General features: G+C 51.6%; 17 protein-coding genes and 1 pseudogene. 3 read left to right on the forward strand and 15 right to left on the reverse strand.

The window, feature by feature from the left end; all coding sequences use genetic code 11:
* The 8 genes and pseudogenes from ACKI61_RS12555 to ACKI61_RS12590 form a co-directional block, all read right to left on the reverse strand.
* Positions 1 to 422, reverse strand: a pseudogene (locus ACKI61_RS12555) (hypothetical protein); the annotation flags it as partial.
* 118 nt (positions 423 to 540) lie between these two features.
* Positions 541 to 1,653 (reverse strand): hypothetical protein, encoded by a 1,113-nt coding sequence (locus ACKI61_RS12560; RefSeq protein ID WP_407458024.1) that lies wholly within the window; start codon positions 1,651 to 1,653, stop codon positions 541 to 543.
* A 99-nt stretch (positions 1,654 to 1,752) separates the two neighbouring features.
* Positions 1,753 to 2,673 (reverse strand): NAD(P)-dependent oxidoreductase, encoded by a 921-nt coding sequence (locus tag ACKI61_RS12565; protein ID WP_407458025.1) that lies wholly within the window; start codon positions 2,671 to 2,673, stop codon positions 1,753 to 1,755.
* Positions 2,673 to 4,298: a uroporphyrinogen-III C-methyltransferase gene (gene cobA, locus ACKI61_RS12570; protein WP_407458026.1), complete on the reverse strand. Its 1,626-nt coding sequence runs from the start codon at positions 4,296 to 4,298 to the stop codon at positions 2,673 to 2,675. Before cobA ends, ACKI61_RS12565 begins: the two co-directional genes overlap by 1 nt.
* 6 nt (positions 4,299 to 4,304) lie before the next feature.
* Positions 4,305 to 5,423, reverse strand: a complete 1,119-nt coding sequence (locus ACKI61_RS12575) for a hypothetical protein (RefSeq protein WP_407458027.1) — start codon at positions 5,421 to 5,423, stop codon at positions 4,305 to 4,307.
* A 17-nt stretch (positions 5,424 to 5,440) separates the two neighbouring features.
* On the reverse strand, positions 5,441 to 6,745 hold the full coding sequence (locus tag ACKI61_RS12580) for an MFS transporter (protein WP_407458028.1): 1,305 nt from the start codon (positions 6,743 to 6,745) through the stop codon (positions 5,441 to 5,443).
* A gap of 22 nt (positions 6,746 to 6,767) precedes the next feature.
* Positions 6,768 to 7,712 carry a tetratricopeptide repeat protein gene (locus ACKI61_RS12585; protein WP_407458029.1) on the reverse strand — a complete coding sequence of 315 codons (945 nt, stop codon included), beginning with the start codon at positions 7,710 to 7,712 and terminating at the stop codon, positions 6,768 to 6,770.
* Between the two features lie 19 nt (positions 7,713 to 7,731).
* Positions 7,732 to 8,004, reverse strand: coding sequence for an energy transducer TonB (locus ACKI61_RS12590; protein ID WP_407458071.1), 273 nt, complete (start codon positions 8,002 to 8,004; stop codon positions 7,732 to 7,734).
* Between ACKI61_RS12590 and ACKI61_RS12595 the strand changes: the two genes are divergently transcribed.
* Positions 7,924 to 8,133: a CbbQ/NirQ/NorQ C-terminal domain-containing protein gene (locus tag ACKI61_RS12595; RefSeq protein ID WP_407458072.1), complete on the forward strand. Its 210-nt coding sequence runs from the start codon at positions 7,924 to 7,926 to the stop codon at positions 8,131 to 8,133. The two genes, ACKI61_RS12590 and ACKI61_RS12595, sit on opposite strands and share 81 nt — an antisense overlap.
* 406 nt (positions 8,134 to 8,539) lie before the next feature.
* On the opposite strand, the gene ACKI61_RS12600 is transcribed toward ACKI61_RS12595, so the two are convergent.
* From ACKI61_RS12600 to ACKI61_RS12620, 5 genes are all read right to left on the reverse strand, one after another.
* Complete coding sequence (locus ACKI61_RS12600; RefSeq protein ID WP_407458030.1) at positions 8,540 to 8,944, reverse strand: ExbD/TolR family protein; 405 nt, start codon at positions 8,942 to 8,944, stop codon at positions 8,540 to 8,542.
* A complete protein-coding gene (locus ACKI61_RS12605; protein WP_407458031.1) occupies positions 8,941 to 9,582 on the reverse strand; it encodes a MotA/TolQ/ExbB proton channel family protein in 642 nt (213 codons plus the stop codon). Before ACKI61_RS12605 ends, ACKI61_RS12600 begins: the two co-directional genes overlap by 4 nt.
* The gene (locus ACKI61_RS12610; protein ID WP_407458032.1) at positions 9,583 to 11,118 is read right to left on the reverse strand and encodes a MotA/TolQ/ExbB proton channel family protein; all 1,536 of its coding nucleotides are present in this window, start codon (positions 11,116 to 11,118) and stop codon (positions 9,583 to 9,585) included. It lies immediately after the preceding gene.
* Positions 11,119 to 11,913, reverse strand: coding sequence for a DUF3450 family protein (locus ACKI61_RS12615; protein WP_407458033.1), 795 nt, complete (start codon positions 11,911 to 11,913; stop codon positions 11,119 to 11,121).
* Positions 11,914 to 12,006: 93 nt separating this feature from the next.
* Positions 12,007 to 12,744 carry an ankyrin repeat domain-containing protein gene (locus ACKI61_RS12620; protein WP_407458034.1) on the reverse strand — a complete coding sequence of 246 codons (738 nt, stop codon included), beginning with the start codon at positions 12,742 to 12,744 and terminating at the stop codon, positions 12,007 to 12,009.
* Between the two features lie 169 nt (positions 12,745 to 12,913).
* On the opposite strand from ACKI61_RS12620, the gene ACKI61_RS12625 reads away from it, so the two are divergent.
* The gene (locus tag ACKI61_RS12625; RefSeq protein ID WP_407458035.1) at positions 12,914 to 13,693 is read left to right on the forward strand and encodes a hypothetical protein; all 780 of its coding nucleotides are present in this window, start codon (positions 12,914 to 12,916) and stop codon (positions 13,691 to 13,693) included.
* A gap of 6 nt (positions 13,694 to 13,699) precedes the next feature.
* Here ACKI61_RS12625 and ACKI61_RS12630 read toward each other — a convergent pair whose 3' ends face one another.
* Positions 13,700 to 15,946, reverse strand: coding sequence for a LysM peptidoglycan-binding domain-containing protein (locus ACKI61_RS12630; RefSeq protein WP_407458036.1), 2,247 nt, complete (start codon positions 15,944 to 15,946; stop codon positions 13,700 to 13,702).
* Positions 15,947 to 15,951: 5 nt separating this feature from the next.
* Positions 15,952 to 16,110: a hypothetical protein gene (locus ACKI61_RS12635; RefSeq protein ID WP_407458037.1), complete on the reverse strand. Its 159-nt coding sequence runs from the start codon at positions 16,108 to 16,110 to the stop codon at positions 15,952 to 15,954.
* A 48-nt stretch (positions 16,111 to 16,158) separates the two neighbouring features.
* Here ACKI61_RS12635 and ACKI61_RS12640 point away from each other — a divergent pair, with 48 nt between their 5' ends.
* Positions 16,159 to 18,279, forward strand: a complete 2,121-nt coding sequence (locus ACKI61_RS12640; RefSeq protein ID WP_407458038.1) for a thrombospondin type 3 repeat-containing protein — start codon at positions 16,159 to 16,161, stop codon at positions 18,277 to 18,279.
* Positions 18,280 to 18,323 lie beyond the last annotated feature (44 nt).

Raw genomic sequence — 18,323 nt, forward strand, 5'->3', positions numbered from 1 at the left:
CCAGTCCAGGTTCCCTCTGCAACAACCGCGTTTTCAAATGTGGAAATGTTATTCTTTTCCTTCACCTTTTGTTCGGTGACAATAAAGGAACCGTCCTTGAACAGGTAGACGGCATCCACCATCGTCTTGGTCTGCCCTTTATCTGAAACACGCTGTTCATCAGTTGCATACCAGGCAACTACCTTATCAGCATCAAAACCTTCTGGAAAAAACGCCGAAACTTTGGTGGTCTCATCACCCGACTCTTCGCCGCTAGAACTACTGATATCTTCATCAGGAGTTGCATCTTTTTTACCTCCGGAGCTACTGCTTATGTCCGCAGAATCTATAGACGAACTGGACTCCGTTGTTGCATCAGCTCCAGACGGACTGCTCGATGAATCGTCACCACAGGCGACGAAGGCTCCCATAGACAGAGCCATAGTCAGCAAGAGATACTTTTTCATATCCAACTCCTTATTCTGTTTGTGAAGTTTTGTCTTTAGGAAAAAATCCAGCGCGAAGACTGGACTTTTCGTAAACAAGTTTCTTCTGAATTGACTAGTAGTCTTCGTTGACAGCCTTGCAACTTTCGTCACCCATCAATTTCAATTCTTCCATTGTCATTGGTGTAGGAACTTCTATAGGTTCAAGACCATCTAAACCATCACCTTCATAAGAAACCATGTAACCCGCATCAGTAAGGGTGTAAATAGTAGTACTCGAATATCCTGCTACACCAATCACAACTTTCACCGAGTTATCACCGACAATAACATCGCAGGTGTAATCGCTCGATGCGTAATTGTCTTCATCATAGTCATAGTCATCGTCCCAGCTGTAATCGTTGCTGTAATCGTAGTCGTCGTCCCAGCCGTAATCATAGTCGTTATCATTAGCTATGCTGTTCAGTTCTTCACAGGTTTCATAAGCGGACTGCTTCAATTCGGCGAAAGTCATCCCTTCACTCGGTAGAATTTGCGTTTCTCCATTCACGGTAGCTACAATTTGATCTCCATCAAGAGTAACAGTCATCACCTCTTTTTCGCCGTCCATATTGACGGTCATCGTTACAGAGTTACCCGAAGTTGTAACGGAACAAACTTCGTCAGACTTCGAAGAATTGGAGCCGGAATCAGCCTTTTCGACAGTCTCACCCGCTTCGGTCGGAGTAGGAACCGTAGACGACTGCAACTTGAAAGTCATGGCAACATTTCCATCGGGAGAAATCGACAAGATACCGTTCACGACTTCAAGCGGCATCGTCACATTCTCATCGCCCACTCCGAAGGAAACCGTAAAAGTTCCATTGGCGAAATCATCACCACCGGTCCATGTTCCCTTGGCCACAATTTCATTCGAAAGCTTCTTGGAGCCGTTCGACTTGACCTTCTGCGTGCTTTCTGTCACAATAAAGGAGCCATCCTTAAATAGATAAACGGCGTTGAGCGACGTCTTAGTCTGATCTCCATCAGGAAGTATCTGTGTTTCGGTCGCGTACCAGGCAGCGACATCTTCGGTCTTGTAGCCCGTCGGGAAGAAAGCCTTTACCGATTCTTCGGAAAGTTGCTCCGTACCCGAGCCTCCGCCCATCGGAGAGCCTGAAGAGTCATCGCCGCAGGCGACAAAGAGAGACAAGGATGCGGCAAGAGCCAGCAGGAAGATTTTTTTCATAATAAACCTCTTTTGTATCTTTTTTGTAAAGATATTCTAATATTTTACAAAAGTCAATAACAAATTAAGGAAAAAGTTGAAAAGTGACGGTTCTCACAATTATTTTTTTGAAAAAAAGTCCTTTTCGAGCTGTTTTAGGCTATCGGCCCATTCGGTCTGGACTTTCTGCTTGAGTTTTTTGGCTAGTGAAGGGGCGCGCCCCTGGGTAGAGACAGTCACGGCAATATTTTCGCCAAAATCCATGCGGGCTGGCACGATAAAATCGCCATCAAGGTAATCACAGGCATTGTTCACCAGGATTCGGCGGGCGTGGGCATCGTTAGAAACCTGAGCATTGACATCGGGCTTATCGGTACAGATGAAGACCATGAAAATTCCGCGAAGGTCATCAGTCGCGTAAGGTCGCGAAAACATTGTAACCATGGATTGCTCCGCTCCGTTCGCAATCACGTGGGAAAATTCGGGGTCGAACTGCGGGGCGACTACGGTAATGCGGGCTCCCGTGGGCAAGAGGGTCTTCACCTTGCGGAGCGCGATGCGGCCACCACCCACAACGAGAACATTACGCCCTTCGAGATTGAGTTCGATGGAGAAGAGGTTTGAGCTATGGGCGCGCTCTTGTGGAGCTTTGGGGTATGGGGTCGCGCCTGCGGTGCTTTGAGAATTTTCAATCTGAGCGTTGCGGATGCCACAGACAACCATGCTTGAAAATTCCTTCCAGTCGCCAAGGCAAGGCAACAGGGAAATTGGAATCTGCGGAAATTCCGCCTGCAATTTCGCCACGACGCGAGGAACGTCATTTTTCGCATGCTGGCCATTCAAAAGCAGGAACGGCAAGAGCGTCACCGATTCCACATCTTCGCGGAGTAGCGTGCGCAGGTCGTTTTCCAAATCCAAAAGGCTGGTGCTCGCCACGCGGGTACCGGGCAAATCATGGTGCAACTTATCTAGAATTTCTTCAAAGCCCTTGTAGGCCCCAGGCAAAATGCAATGATGCGCAATAATCAGAATCGCCTTCATTATGCGCGCTCCCCTGCCGAGTAATATTCCACAATTTTCTTCACCAGCGAATCCATGGTGGTTTCGTCGGAGATGACCGTTTCAAAGCCATGCTTCTGGGCTGCCGATTCTGTCATGCGACCGATGCAGAAGGAGGTTTGAGGTATGGGGGCGCTCCCGTTGGTCGCTTTGAGGTATGGGGGCACTCCTGCGGTGCCTTGAGACATAAGTTTGACAAAGTTCTCTACGGCACTGGTGCTCGCGAATACGACGGCATCGGCCTTTTCGACCGCTTCGCGTTTCCATTCGGGGAGTTCAGTTACCGGGAGCGTCTCGTAAACCACCCAGCGGGTCGCCTTGGGTAAAAGATTCAACAGGGTTTCATCGGCAAGGTTACCCTGCAAAAGGAGAATGCGAGGTATGGGGTATGAGGTCGCACCTTCGGTGCTTTGAGGTATGAGCGCAGCTAAAAGTTTTCCGAGGCCTTCGCCGGTATGATCTTCAGGCACGTAATCGCAATGGATGCCGTATTCGAGCAGCTTCTTTTCGGTAATTTTTCCAACGCTTGCAATTTTCTTGCCCGCCAGTTCGCGGATATCGTGACCGGATGCGAGCAGCTGCTTGAAGAAGCTTTCGACGCCGTTTGTACTTGTAAATGCAAGGACATCAATGTTTTTCAAGTCTTCGAAATCGGCATGAATAGATTGCTTCGGTCGCTCGCTCCCTCGCAATGACGTTACTTCATAAACATCCGGTATATCCAGCGTTCTTGTCTCGATCATCGGAGTCTCGATGACTTCGGCACCGAGGGCAGTAAGCCTTGCCGAAATGCCACTCGCCTGCTTAGCTGCGCGAGTCACCACCAGGCGCTTACCCGAAAGCGGCAAATTCTTTTTCCAGGCGAGAGTTTGCCCGAGTTCCACGACGCCGCCCATAATCGTAATCGCAGGGGCGGTCACCTTTTCGCGGACAATGGTCTCCCCCGCCGTTTCAAGCGTTGCCATGACGGTACGCTGGTACGGCGTGGTTCCTTTTTCGATAAAGGCTAGCGGAGTTTTAGGATCTTTGCCGCATTCCATAAGGCGCTTGGCAATAAAATCCATGTTGGCAATGCCCATTAGGAAGATTAGCGTGCCAGAGCACTTGGCTAGGGTCTCAAAGTCAAGCGAAAGTTCGCCGTTCGATTCAGCCTTTTCGTGCCCGGTGATAACATGGAAACTCGTCGCTATTCCGCGGTGGCTCACGGGAATGCCCGCATAGGCAGGCACCGAAATAGCCGATGTAATGCCGGGGATCACATCGAATTCCACACCGGCATCCACCAGTTCCAAGGCTTCTTCGCCGCCGCGACCGAACACGAACGGGTCACCGCCCTTAAGGCGGGCTATAATACCCTGCGGGTATTCACGCGCAAACTGCACCAGGAGCTTGTTTATTTCGGACTGTTTCACCTTATGGTGCGTCGGCATCTTGCCGACATCCACCATTTTCGCCTTCGCATTGCACATGCCAAGAATGGCCGGAGAAACCAGGCGGTCGTAAACCACCACATCGGCCTTTTCCAGAATTTCTTTACCGCGAATCGTCAAAAGTCCCGGATCGCCGGGGCCAGCACCAATCAAGTAAACATGACCTAAATTCGCCATCAAAACTTAATCCTTGTCATCAAAAGCCTGGGCGTCTTCGGGTTCTTCGACAATCCAGTCGCGGATGTGGTCGGCAAGCTTCTTCTGGTTGTCTTTTTCCAAAGAATCGGCAAGTGCCGTCAATTCTTCGGCATCGAGCGTCGTCAAATCCTTTTCGTGGCGGTCCACATAGCCCGAAAGCTGCTCATAGCGCTTCATGGCGGCAAGCAGCTGCATGAACTCGATATCCACCGTATTTCCGCTGCGGAACCGTTCGTGTTCCTTGAGAACCTGGTCCGCTTCGTTATCGGGCAAGAACGCCGCATAACGCCCCAGGTTCATCACCTTGGGGAATGTCTCGTAAAGGGTGCGAGCAATCTTGATGCAGTCAGACTTTCTGCCTTCCTTGTCGGCAATCGCCGCCTGCAAATCCAGGTAGGCTTCTTCGTCTTCGGCACCGGGGTTGCGAACATCGCCGAGCCACTGCTTGGCAAGTTCAATATTTCCGGCCATGAACTGTGCATTGGCAATATCAATCAGCGTGGCGTTGCTCTTGTCCGGGTCCTTGAGGAGAGCGGCTTTCGCAAAGTTCGCGGCATCCTTGATTGAATCGGCCATGTCGCAAATGGCATCGAGAATGTCTTCGCGGTTTCCCTGATCCACTTCGGTGACCTTGTTGATGAGTTCTTCAAGCAAGGCCTGCGCGCGTTTCTTGGGCAGGAACTCTTCAATGCTCAGGAACACCACCGAGCGGCCTTCGCCACCCACATGGCGCATAGCGAGGTCGTGAACCAGGTCAGCCAAGTAGTCCTTGTCGTCGTACTGCGATGCGAGTTCTACAAAGAAGGTGCCCGCATCGTAAAAGAGGTTGTCCCAGTATTCCTTTTCTTCGTCGGTATCGGCCTTGAAGGCAATGAAATCAGCGCGCAAAGTCCACGCCAAAAGTTCCAGCTGGTCCCTTGGATTCTTGAAATTTTCAATATCGTCAATACCGTTTGCGATTGCCTCGTACAAGTCGTCGGGGCGGTTCAACAAGCGACTCTGCCCGCTCACAATCTGCATGAGCATATCGCGGAGCTTGTCTTCTTTGCTGCGCATCGCCTGAGCCATCGCAGGGGATTTCCATACCTTTTTCTTCTTAGCCATGTCCCAAATGTAGAAATTTAAAGGTGACGCGACTTTAAAAGCTTCATCCGTTTTTCTTTTCGACGCTGTCTACGGCGTTCCTTACGCATTTTCATGCGCTGCAATTCCAGCATTTCCATTTGCTGCAAAGCATCCATAATGCGCTCTGCGGCAAAGGCATTGTTTAGACGCCTACGTGTCACGAAATCGAGCAGGCAAACACAGAGCAACAACATTCCAACGAAAATGCCTAGAGCCACAGGCCACACGATTACCGAAAAATGGAGCGCCACAAAGCCAAAGGCCGGAGGCATCACAATTGCACCTAAGTAGGAGCCAGCCATCTGAATACTGATGGCGCGCCCCGAAAGTTCCTCACCAAATCGTGCAGGGGTCGCATGAATAAGTGACGGATACACAGGAGCGCATCCAAATCCCAATAGGCAGATGCAGACCGGAGTCACCCACAGCGGGAGCGGAAGCACCAGGATAAAGCACCCCACCACCACAATCGCAATACCCGCATGCACCAAGCGCATATCCGTAAACTTGATGGCAAAAAATCCACTCAAAATGCGCCCCACCATGACGCTTGCAAACATGAGCGAGACCGCAATCGCACCGATTTCAGGCTCGAAGCCGCGGGCCACCAAGTATGTACCGCACCAAAGGCTCGTAGAAATTTCTAGCGACGAATAAAAGAAAAACACCCAAAAAGAAAGCTTCATTCCGGGCACCTTGAGGGCCGCCCGCAGCGAAATATCTTTTACCGCGGACTCCTGCTGCGAGGCGTCGTGTTTCTCCATCTTCTTCCAAATCGGGAGCGTCACCAGCATCATCACGGCAATCACCGCAAGCAACAAGGCGACCATATCGTAAGCGCCACGCCAGCCGACACCCGTCACCACCGAAATCGAAAACAAGGCCGGACCAAGGCATGCGCCCACGCCCCAGCTGGCATGCAGCCAACTCGTGTGTTTCGATTCCAAGTAAATCGCCGCAAAATTGTTCATCGCGACATCGATTGCGCCCGCCCCGATTCCCATGGGAATTGCAAACAGGCACATCATTGCAAAAGAATTCGAAATGCCGTAACCAAACGAAGCCGCCGCCGTAAAAGCAATGCTTAAGAATACAAGTTTGCCTGTACCCATCAGGCGCAAAAGCGCCGGCATCCAAAGGCTAGAAACAATCGTTCCTACACTTACGATAATCGACAAAAGCCCCGCCGCCGAAAGAGGCGCCATCAGGTCACGCTGCATCAAGGGCCATGCCGCCCCAAGCACCGTATCAGGGAGACCTAAGCCAATAAAAGCCGCATATATGACAACGAGTAAAAGCAAGCGCTACACCACGGATCCAGAGCTACTTTTTTTCTCGAATCCTTTTATAAAGGCTCTCCGCTTTTTCGGTATCGCCTGCATTCGAGAACACATGGCCCACGTTTTCGGCACCGATGCGTCCCTGAGAATTGCCCGCAAGCCAAGCCTTCATGTAGCAATCAAACGCTTCGTCGTAGCGTTTCTGGGTAAAGTAAATTTGTCCTAAATCCAGGTTCAAATCTGCCTTGCCCTTATTGTGACGCAAACCTTCTTCAAGCGTGAAAATCGCCATCCACGGAGAATTGTTCTGCACATACATCTGTGCCAGGTAGCGGCGGGCCGAAACGTTTTCCGGATCCATCAGGATTCCATTTTCCATTTCGTTCAAAGATTGTCTCGTAGAATCCATGCTTCGGTAGTAATAGGCCATGGTAAAGTGAACATCGGCACCCGCGGTAGCCGTCATCTGAAGCGCATTCTGAAGCGTCTTGATGGCATATTCATAGTCGCCTAACTTTTCATAGACTTCGGCCAAACCGTACCACGCATCCATACGGTCGGGGTTCAGATGCAAGGCGCGTTCAAAGTTCTTCTGGGCCAGCGTCCAGTCGCGGCCTTTCAGGTAGCATTCAGCAAGTGCAAAATGCACATGGTCCGATTCGACTCCAAGTTCGATGGCGCGCCGGTATGCCGCAATGGCTTCGCCCACGTCTCCACCCAAGTAGTAAAGGTCGCCCAGGAGCATCCAGGCCTTCTCGAAATTCGGCAGGAGTTCCACGGTGCGCTTGTAGGCGACCATGGCCACCTGCTTGCGGTCTAGCTGCACCATGGCATTGCCTAAGTTGAACCAGGCAAAAGGCTCGTAGCGGCCATCGTCAATGGCGGCGCGGTACAGCGGCACCGCTTCCTTGAACTTTCCCTGGTCATAAAGCTCGTTCGCCTTGAAGAAGTAATCCTCCGCAGCAAGCAACGGCAACGCCAGCGACAATAAAACAATTGTAGCGAGCCTAGTTAACAAAGCGGAACTCCTTTGTGGCTTTTTGTGCCACGGGGAATCCCCCAAGCTGCGCCGGACTGAACTTCCACTGGCGAACAGCCTTTAGTGCCTCGTTATCAAATCCATAACCCGCCGGCTCCTGCGTAAGCACCTGGGCCTGCGCCACATCGCCATAGACGTCGATCACGATCAGAACCTTCACATAGCCCGAAATGCCCATGCGCTTCGCCTTCTCAGGGAACTTCGGCTGGATTTCACGCAGCACCTGCGCCTGCTCATCCACTTCGCCCGCCTCGTAGACGACATTTTCCATCGAGCCCGTGCCAACGGCCACGCCATCGCCAGCAGCGCCGCGGGCAAGCGACAAATCCATCTGGAAATTCTGGCTACGGGAAACTCCCATGTTGGCTGAAATCTTGAACGGGTTCGGATTCATCACGGTACGCAACACCTTCTGCTTGACTTCAGGCTTTTTCTCGCTTACGAGCACTTCGACTTCGGTCACGGTTTCGAGTTCCTTTTCCGCCTTGACGCCCTTATCGAAGAACAGCGTGTTAATCACGGGAATGGCAAGGAAAAACACCGCGCTCACCACGAAGGAGAGAACGAATGCTGCCGGGAACCGGAAATATTTTGCGAAAAAATCAAGCATAAGACTACGAGGTATGGGGTCGGGCTTCGCCCTTTGAGGTATGAGTACGGACCTACGGTCCTTTGAGTTTCAGTATCGCGCCCTTGGCGCCATCTTTAGCCCAGAGCCTTGCTTGCAAGGCGACCTCATCGCTCAAAGCGAGTGTAACGAGCGTGCTGAGTTCCTCTTACTCCTCCTTATTTGCCGAAATAGAAACTTTGCGGACTTTAGCGAGATTACATTCATCGAGAATATCCACAACGACTCCGTTAGGAGCATCGCGGTCACTCACGATGATTACAGGGCGGTCGGGCGCTTCGGCCATCATCTGACGCAGCACCGTATTCAAAGTCGAAAGGTTCACCTGGGTCTCGTTGATGTGAATCGTGCCTTGGCGGGTCACGCCAATCAAGATGCTCTCCTTGGCGAGTTCCTTTGCTGAACTTGCCTTGGGCTTCGTCACGTCGACGCCGGTTTCGCGGGTAAAGGTCGATGTCACGATAAAGAAGATGAGCAGGATAAACACCATGTCGAGCATCGGCGACACGTCTATCTTTCCTGCATCATTGGATCGTTTACGGATAAAACTCATTTTTGCACCTTTTCAAACACAAGAGATTCGTACTTTAGTGCTTCGCTCCAGGCCTGCTCTTCGACATCGGCTACGCGGCCCGCCAAGTAATTGTAGGCAAGCATCAGCGGGAACGCCACCAGGAGCCCCGCTTGCGTCGTCAGGAGCGCTTCGGAGATGCCGTCGGCCAATAGCACCGGGTTTCCAAAGCCAAAAAGCTGAATAGTCTCAAAAGTATGCACCATGCCCGACACCGTACCGAGCAGTCCAAGCATCGGGGCGATTGCAGCACATGTCGAAATGGTACGCAGCGATTTCGACAAGTTCACCGAGATGCGGTGGCGCGTCTCTTCCATCGCGTTGCGGACCGCAACGGGTCCCTGGTCGCGGTAGTGGCGCACATCAGAAGCCAAAGCATAAAAATATCCATAGCGGCGGCGTTCGAGTTTCTTGAAGGCAGCATCTTCGCCATCCTTCGAAAGCGTACGCCAGAAACCACCCACGGACTTGCCTTTCAGCATAAAGTAGTAGCAGTAGCGCTCAATCATCAAAAACCAGCCGAACCACCCCAATATGAATATAGGGGCAAGCACCCATCCTCCGCGGAAGACGATGCCCATGGCGGCTTCGATGACCGATATTTCGTTTACCGTTTCCAACTACTTTTCCTTAATCCAAAGGGCATTCAGCACGACTAGGCCTGCACGCTCCATACGGGAACGCAAGGCATCGGCGCGGTTCATCAGGAACGTGTGAATAAGCTGCAACGGAATGGCCACAATAAGGCCCGCCTCCGTCGTCACCAAGGCAATCGAAATGCCTCCCGCCAAGAGCTTCGGATCAGAGGTTCCGTGCATCGTAATCACATCGAAAAGCTCAATCATGCCCATCACCGTACCCAAAAGACCAAGGAGCGGAGCGGTCGCCGCAAAGACAGAAATCCAGGTGAGCCCCGATTCGAGTTTGGGCACTTCGGCAGAGAAGAGTTCCTCTAGGGCCTTTTCGGCTCCGTCGCGGCCCGCGTAGTTCTTGGAAAGGACTGCTCGCAGCACCTTGCCCACTTCGCCATGCGACTTTTTAGCCAAAGTTCTGGCCGCATCGACATCGCCCTTCTGCAGGGCCTTGATGGCACGCCTAGTCGAAAGACCGCCAAAGCCCGCTACCATGAGCCACACAAAGCGCCACAGTGCAACAAGTAGGCCAAGCGCAAAGAGCGTCACGATCGGATACATTAGAATTCCGCCGTTCTTGAAGAACTCGCGGAGTTCATCCTTCCAGGTCTTTTCCTGATGGTTGGCCAGCTCAGAGGAAAGTTCCGTGCTCAAGAGAACGTCCACAGGCACCATCGCATAGGAGGAATCCTTCGCTGCGGCAAAGGCCTTGGAAACTTCGTTCTTGGTTTCCGGAGTCAGATTTTCTTGCCAGCTGAAGGAGCGCTTCTTCTCCCCCGCCACCGGAAGCATCAATGCCGAAGGCTTGTTGCCGTTCACGTCGGTAGCGGCAGAGGCCATTTCCATTGCATAGAGGCCACCTAGGCGGAGTCTGGAACCTTCGGCTACGACCTTGCCAAAGACAAGTTCCGCTTCTTCCAGTTGAATTTCGCGGGTAAAGGCGAGTTCGCCCTTCGCCACATCCAGAAGCGACTTTGCAATGCGCACCGGATCGTCGCGGTAGAGCCCCATTTCCTTTTTCACCTTGTTCTGCGCCTCGACGCGCTCGGCAATCTTGAAGGGAATTCCCTGTTCGGCAAACTTCGAAAGTGTCTCTAGGCGTTCGGGCCCTGCCGCAAGCGACAAATATTCGGCGCGGGCCTTTTCGGCCTGCAGCTTGACCTGGGCCAAGTCTTCACGGGCCACACGCACATCTTCGAAAAGGCGAGCGCGCTCAGACATCAACGCATCGACCTTCTCCTTGCTTTCGTTGTACTTTTCGTTGAAAAGTTCACGTTCCTGGTTGGCCGTTTCGCGGTCCTTCCAGCGGGCGGCAACTGCCATGTCGCGCTTTTTGCGGGCTTCTTCGAGGTCTGCCTTTGCACTATTCAAGGCGGCGCGCTGCTTCACCGCATCGATATCGCTGTTCTGCTGCGCAATAGAAATCGGCGCCAATGTCGTGAGGGAGGCGACCAAGACGAGAGATGAAAAACGAGATGCCAAAGATGTCATTGCGCATCTCACATTCCACATTTTAAATTTCATCTATCTACCCTCCTTCGGAATTGCAACGGGAATCGTCACAAGCCTAGGAGCAGTCTTTCCTTCGGCCACCTTCATCACGTCCTTCAATACCGAGCGCATGGCAAGATTGTCGGAGACATTCTTCCAACTGTAACCGCCATTGTCAGTCCGGGCAAGCCACAGGATATCGTTGCCATCATTGCTCACAAAGACCGAAGACACGGCTCCATAACGCAGGAATGTCCCGGGAACGCTGCGGGCATCTACCTGCAGAAACCCATTGTAGACTTCGGTCGTGTAACCGAGACGGATGCGGTCATAGAAAACTTCGAGTACGCGGTTGAGTCCGTCATCGGCTTCGATCAGCCCCTTGTGGAGCTGAGTTGCAATCTCTTGCACACTCTTGATGGTCTCTTCGTTCCTATAAGGGAAGTCCGATTCAAATACCGGCACCAGGGAATCAATCACCTGGGCAAGCGATTCACTGTACTTCGCCTTGCGTCCTTCATACCACTTGACCGTCCCCATCGTCTTCTGGCGAACATTGGAGAGATTCTTGAGTTCCGCCTTCAGCGAATCAATTTCGGCCTTCAAGGTCTTGTTCTGCGTGGCAAGCGCCTGCACCTTTTTGCGTCCCACCTCGACAAACTCGGCATGTCGCTTCTTTTCAGCATCGTGCATCGACTTTTCGCGGGCCGTTTCAGCATCCACCGCCTTGATCTGGCGACGAACGCTCTCCACCGTTTCCTGCGCCTGCGAGAACACCCCCGCAAGGCATAGACAAATGAAAATCTTAGAGAACAAATGAAATTTCATAAGCGAAAAAATACAAAGAACCGCAGTCCCTAGACCACGGTTCTTTTGAAAATCGGCGAAATTTCGCCATTAGTTAGAACATCGTCCGCAAAATTACTTCTTGGAATCCTTGAAGTACTGCGGAGTATTCTTGGCACCGGCCTTCTTCAAGGCCTTGATCAAGCGGGTGTAGCCTTCGTTGGTCGCCCAGTCGAGCACAGAATAACCCTGGCCGCACTTGGCGTTCACATCGACACCCTTGTTGATCAGGAACATCATGGCATCGTACTGACCGTTCTTTACGGTCCAGTGAATCGGCAGATAACCGTCTGCGCTACGAGAATCGAGCGGAGCTCCTGCTTCGGCCAAAATTTCGAGCATATCGACCTTGCCGGTCTTTGCAGCGAGAAGCACGGCGGTGCCCAGCGTCTGGGATTCAGCACCTTCGGCCTTGAGCTGGGTCAGAAGGCGGTTCACGACTTCCTTATTGCCCATCATCACGGCGTTGTCGATCACAGCTTCGCCGTTGCCGTTCTTCACGTCGGCCTTGGCGCCGTGGTCGAACAAGTAGTTGAGGACCACCATATTGCCCTTGTTGGCGGCAATGGCGACAGCGTTGTTGCCGTTGTCTGCCGGAGCATCGATTTCAAAGGACGCCTGCAAGAAAAGCGTCATCTTGGCCGTATCGCCACTTGCTGCATAGGACACGAACTGGTTCGGCGTAAAGGCAATCTGTTGCTTGGTCAAGTACTTGCGTACAGACTGGGGATCATTAGGATCCATCTTGTCGTTACAGGCGGTCATGGACATCATCAGGGCTGCGGCACAAAGAGTGAGCAACTGTTTCTTCATAAAAATCTACTCCAAGTGAGGTTTTTTACTTTTTTGGTCTAAAAATAAACATTTTTTTTGCATTTAACACAAAAAATCTCTATTTAGAACTTTTTTTTACCAAAATATCCCCCGTTTTTTCACATCGGGCCAAAACAAGGAGTAAATCCCCTTTTATTATATTTTGGGCATGAGAAAACAAATTTTCACCCTGATAGCCTTATTCAGCACCCTTTCCTTTGCGGATAGAATCGTCATCGACACCACCATGGCCGCCGCCGAAAATAGCGAACACATGGTCTATGAAGACCGCGGATCGTTCGGCCCCTACGTCGAATTCAACAACATCAAGATGAAGAACGTGGAATACTCCTACAAGGTCCACGGCAAAAAACAGGACATCAGCATCGACAACTCCTACATCTACGGTGCTTCGGGAAGCCTTCCGCTTACCGAATGGTTCGACATCTACCTGATGGCAGGCTACCAGTACATCGGCATAAGCCACAAGCCCCGCAACGAAAAAGATGCTTATGAAGACTTAGCCGCCAACACGGACGAAGACGATTTCTTTGAAGCCACCTTTGATTCCACTGACCTGAAAGGTCGCCACCAGGTCCACACGGCCCTGTTCCAGCTCGGTTTTGACTTCGCCCTTCCGATAGTCATGAACTATAATCACCAGTTCATGCTCAAGGCTTACGCTTTCGGTGGCGCCGTTTTCGGAAAGACGTTCTTCTCAGACGATACCAAGTTCCTCTCCCCCGTCATTTACGGATACGCCTACGGTGCGGGGCTGCGCATGGCGTGGCACGGGTTCTTCCTTTCGGGCGGATTTAGGAACAACCACGAATACTTCCACACCTACTTTGAACGGAAAACGACGGACAAAAAGGAAGACGACGAATTCATGCTGGATTTCGACACCTACTTCCAGCCGTACGTAAGCCTGGGCATTACGCTGTTCTAGCAGTTCCTACTGCTTGATCTTGAGCTTTTCACCCACCTTGATCTTGGTGTCGTTCAGGTTATTCCACTTTACAATTTCTTCAATGGTCACCTTGTACTGGCGAGCGATATCCCAAAGTCCCTCGCCTTTCTTGACGGTATGGATCTTGAAGCCGTCTTCGATTATGGTTCCATCGACAATCAGCTTCTGCCCGACGCTGATGTTCGTGGACTTGCCCATGCCATTCAGCTCCTGAATTTTCGAAACCGTCGTGCCGTACTTGCGGGCAATGACACTCAAGTTGTCACCCGACTGCACCACATAGACAGACGTTTTCTCGGCAGTTTTTTTCTTTTCAGCCTTTGTTTTTTCGGACTTGGCAGCACGCCCGCTCTGCTTAGCGGTAGCCTTCTTGGCATATTCGGGAATCACCAGGGAATCGCCTACCGTAAGTCTGCGAGTAAAGCCCTGATTTGCTTGCATCAGTAGAATCACCGGAATGTCGTAAGCGGCTGCAACGGCCGCATAGGTATCGCCATCGCGAACCACATACTTTTGGCCCACCGCCAACTTGGGGCGGCTTTCATCGGATTTTGTAGTCACCTCGGGCTTAGACACAAGCAAGGTGTCACCCGCCTTCACGAAGGCGGCGGCGTCCATTGAATTCCATATACGCAGGGATTCCTGCGATACGCCGAACATGCGCGCCACAGACGCTAGGTTGTCGCCTTCTTTTGCCACATAGGTGCGAACCCGTTCCGGTTTCTTGCCCCTGGTCGATTTCGGCTTCGGAGTCACCTTGATCGGAATCAGGAGCGACTGCCCTGCACGGATGCGGCTACCCTTCATGTCGTTTGCCTGCTGCAGTTCCGAGACCTTGATGCCGTACTGCCTTGCAATGATTCCAAGGCTTTCTCCGCGACGCACCTTGTGGTGGTGCCAGCTCGAGAAATTGTTTTTTTCCATTTTGTCGTAGCCTTCGACAAAAGCCGAACGGGTACCAACCGGCAAGCGAAGCAGATAAGAATCCTTGTTTGGCGGAGTGCACCACTTGACCAGTTCCATGTTCAAAGTGCGGAGCGTGTCTTCGTTTACCTTCAAAAGCTTGGCCACTTCTTCAAGCGGGAACGAATCGAATACGGTCACGGTGTCAAAATCAGGGCGGAATGTCTTCTCCACCGTCATCTCGTACTGTTCCGGATAATGCCCAATCACCATTGCGGCAAGGATTCGCGGCACATAGCGCATGGTTTCCTTCGGAAGTTCCAAATCCCAGTAGGTAACCGGCAGCGTCGAATCGCGAGTGGAATCCGCCTGCATTTCACGCACAAGCCTGCGCACGCGGCCCTCGCCGCAGTTGTATGCGGCCATCGCGAGTAGCCAGTCATTGAATTCGTCGTGCAGGCGTTTCAGATATTTGAGGGCAGCCTTTGTCGCGAGCTCCGGATTGCGGCGCATGTCGACCCAGTAGTCGACTTCAAGTCCGTACCGCTTGCCTGTCTCGGGAATGAACTGCCACATGCCCGATGCCTTTGCGCGGCTATACGCCTTGAGCTTGAAACCGGATTCCACCAAAGCAAGGTAAATCAGGTCGCGGGGCATCTTCGCCGAGTCCAGCTGCGCGTAAATAAGCGAATCGTAGGCTGTCTTTCGGTTCAGCGAACCTGCCATGAACTTCCGTGCAGAATTCGTCATGTAGAATATTTCTTGTAGCACGCGTTCGTTGAACTGAACAGGAAGAGTAAACTGCGATACATCCAGCGTATCAAGGAAACTTTCAATGACCATAAGGGATGCACTGTCTGCCATGCTTTCATCCAACGCATCGACACCTTCAATGGAATTGTCGTTCTGCATAAAGTTTTCAGCATTTTCACCCAAGGCGGCTACATTGGGGTACACTTCGTCTAAAGCGTTGACGATCCGAAGCGGCATCTGCGAGCGGTAAAGGGAATCTTCCTTTTCAGAAACATTTTTATAGGTAGAATCATACTTTTCGGAAACAAGCTGTCTTAGGGATTCATCCAGATAGTGCTTCGCCAAAAGCCATTCCTGGTTATCCATCGCCTGCAAGGCATACTGGTAGTAGGTCCAGGAAGGACGAATCGCCAAGGAATCCGAGACTTTTTCTTTGGACGCCCTTTCCGAAAACGACAGGGAATCCTGAGGCTCTATGTTAACAATTGCTGTTTTTGAAGCTACAGACTGGCTGTTTCCCGCACAGCCCGCAAGCACCATCGCAAATAATGCTAGGACAAGGAACAAACGCATCATCTTACTCAGTTGCCAGTCACTCGTTCAACACCAAACCAAATGACTCCTGCCAAAACCAAGGCCGCCACCATCTGCAATACGATGACAATGCGGTTTAGGCGATAAGCCTTTTGGGATTTCCTGTGCCAAGACGGCAATTCATTTTTTTCTTTATAATCCTTCATCGATGGATAAATATAGAAATGTTATATTTATGTCGATTGGACACCCTTATGAAGAAACTGCTTCTCGCTTTATGCCTTCTCTCCATACCCGCCTTGGCTCAGCTGGGTATCGTGAGATCGATTAGCGGAATTCACGCCCCTTCGGCAAAAACGCTTCCGCAAGGTTCACTATTCATATCCGGCAGTTTCGAAATGGTGAGCGACGGGCACGCCCTTAGTATCGAAGAAGGATACACCAACAAGGACGGAGAATTCGTTCAGCTAGACCAAAATACGCCTTCAAACACCGAGAACCTTTTTGTAAGCTTTGCGCTCAAGGACAATTTTGAAATCGGAATGTCGTTTCCCATGCACTATGACGGCTACATCAGGGATACCGAACTTCAGGGGGTAGGTATCGGCGACATTGAAATGATTGCAAAAGGCTCCTTTCCTATCAACGACTGGATTTTCCTTGGACTCAGCGGCGAACTCATAGCTCCCACGGGTTCCAAGGATAAGGGATTCCGCCCCAGACACCGTTGGTATGTCAAATCCGATGGCGACGCCTACGCATTCTCCTCGGACCAGTTTGCCGCCTCGATGAACCTGCACCTTACCATGGAATTCAAAGACTTCTTGACTTTCAACGGTGTATTCGGTCTATTGAAAGACTTTGGCGAAAATGACAACTATTGGCTCTGGGCTGCGGGATTCAACATTTTCCCCGAAAAAATCGTAACGGTCATTTTGGAAGCCTCTGGTGAAATGCCGCTTCGAACATCGCACATCAAATACAACTTTTTAAGCAGTCCCTTCAGGCTCACGCCAGGTCTTAGGGTCCATCTGCCATACGATGCCTACTTGACCATATCCGGCGACGTCGGCTTACATTACTTCAACAAGAAGGACAAGGAGAACGTTCTTCCTGTGGAGCTCAAGACACGTGAAGAAGATATCAGGTACAGTGTTAGGGGGACCCCTGAAGTCGGTGTTGCCGTTAGCATCACGAAAATCATCGACCTGAGCTGGGCGGACGACGACAAAGATGGAGTTATCAACCGCAAGGACATGTGCCCCGAAACATTCAAAGGACAGGTTGTCAATGCCCGAGGCTGCCCTGTCGACGAAGACCAGGACGGAGTGCTCAACATCGTTGACATCTGCCCCGGAACTCCCCTCGGGCTCATCGTCGACTACAACGGTTGTCCCGAAGACCTCGACCACGACGGCATCGCCGACTATCTGGACAAGTGCTCCGTGACCCCCGAAGGCTATGCGGTTGATTCAAGCGGCTGTACACTGGATACCGACGGAGACGGCATCGATGACAACAACGACAAGTGTCCAGGCACACTCCACGGTGAACATGTCGGCAAGGATGGATGCCTCTTGGACAAAGACCGCGACGGTATTCCCAATGAACATGACCAGTGCCCCGACACCCCCGAAGGCATCTCCATCGACTTGTACGGTTGTCCTCTTGATTTTGACGGAGACGGAATTCCAGACGACATTGACAAGTGTCCCAATAGCAAATTGGGCGAAACAATTGCCCCCTGGGGCTGCCCCGTCGACCAAGACAACGATGGAGTTCCTGACTCCAAGGACCAGTGTCCAGACACTCCGCCGGGAGCAAATGTCAACATACACGGTTGCCGCATCGACCAGGATGACGATGGAATCTTCGACGAGGAAGACAAGTGTCCTGGTACGCCTAGCAAGGCTCCCGTCGATAGCCTAGGATGCCCTCTGGATAGCGACAACGACGGTATTGCCGACTGGGCGGACCATTGCCCCGGAACATTTGCCAATATCCCAGTGAATTCGCAGGGCTGTCCCCTAAATGCAAAGATGAACTTCAACCTTATTGCAACAAAGATCCGCTTCAAGGGTTCTTCTGCCGTACTCTACAATTCAAGTTTCACTGCCTTGAACGACATCATCTATTTAATGCGGCAATATCCGATCAAGCTCACAATCCAGTGTAGCGCAAGTGATGTTTCATCCCAGGATTCCGAGCAAATCGCTACAGAAAGGGCAAACCAGATCTACAACTACCTCCTTCACAAGGGCATCAAGGAAAGCCGCCTGGAATTCAAGGGGTATTCAGCAAAGCTTCCGCCCACACTCACGCAGCAAAACGGAAGCACCGATACGGTGAGACTGATTCCTTCAAACATGGAATAATTTCTATATTTACATCCCACGACATTTTAGCGGACTATTCCGCA

Origin of the sequence: Fibrobacter sp. (genome assembly GCF_045601785.1) — a bacterium.
GTDB lineage: Bacteria > Fibrobacterota > Fibrobacteria > Fibrobacterales > Fibrobacteraceae > Fibrobacter.

Excerpts from the sequence above, each read along its gene's own strand:
- ACKI61_RS12560 (WP_407458024.1), bottom strand. The coding sequence starts at position 1,653 with ATGAAAAAAATCTTCCTGCTGGCTCTTGCCGCATCCTTGTCTCTCTTT.
- ACKI61_RS12565 (WP_407458025.1), bottom strand. The coding sequence starts at position 2,673 with ATGAAGGCGATTCTGATTATTGCGCATCATTGCATTTTGCCTGGGGCC.
- cobA (WP_407458026.1), bottom strand. The coding sequence starts at position 4,298 with ATGGCGAATTTAGGTCATGTTTACTTGATTGGTGCTGGCCCCGGCGAT.
- ACKI61_RS12575 (WP_407458027.1), bottom strand. The coding sequence starts at position 5,423 with ATGGCTAAGAAGAAAAAGGTATGGAAATCCCCTGCGATGGCTCAGGCG.
- ACKI61_RS12600 (WP_407458030.1), bottom strand. The coding sequence starts at position 8,944 with ATGAGTTTTATCCGTAAACGATCCAATGATGCAGGAAAGATAGACGTG.
- ACKI61_RS12610 (WP_407458032.1), bottom strand. The coding sequence starts at position 11,118 with ATGAAATTTAAAATGTGGAATGTGAGATGCGCAATGACATCTTTGGCA.
- ACKI61_RS12615 (WP_407458033.1), bottom strand. The coding sequence starts at position 11,913 with ATGAAATTTCATTTGTTCTCTAAGATTTTCATTTGTCTATGCCTTGCG.
- ACKI61_RS12620 (WP_407458034.1), bottom strand. The coding sequence starts at position 12,744 with ATGAAGAAACAGTTGCTCACTCTTTGTGCCGCAGCCCTGATGATGTCC.
- ACKI61_RS12625 (WP_407458035.1), top strand. The coding sequence starts at position 12,914 with ATGAGAAAACAAATTTTCACCCTGATAGCCTTATTCAGCACCCTTTCC.
- ACKI61_RS12630 (WP_407458036.1), bottom strand. The coding sequence starts at position 15,946 with ATGATGCGTTTGTTCCTTGTCCTAGCATTATTTGCGATGGTGCTTGCG.
- ACKI61_RS12635 (WP_407458037.1), bottom strand. The coding sequence starts at position 16,110 with ATGAAGGATTATAAAGAAAAAAATGAATTGCCGTCTTGGCACAGGAAA.
- ACKI61_RS12640 (WP_407458038.1), top strand. The coding sequence starts at position 16,159 with ATGAAGAAACTGCTTCTCGCTTTATGCCTTCTCTCCATACCCGCCTTG.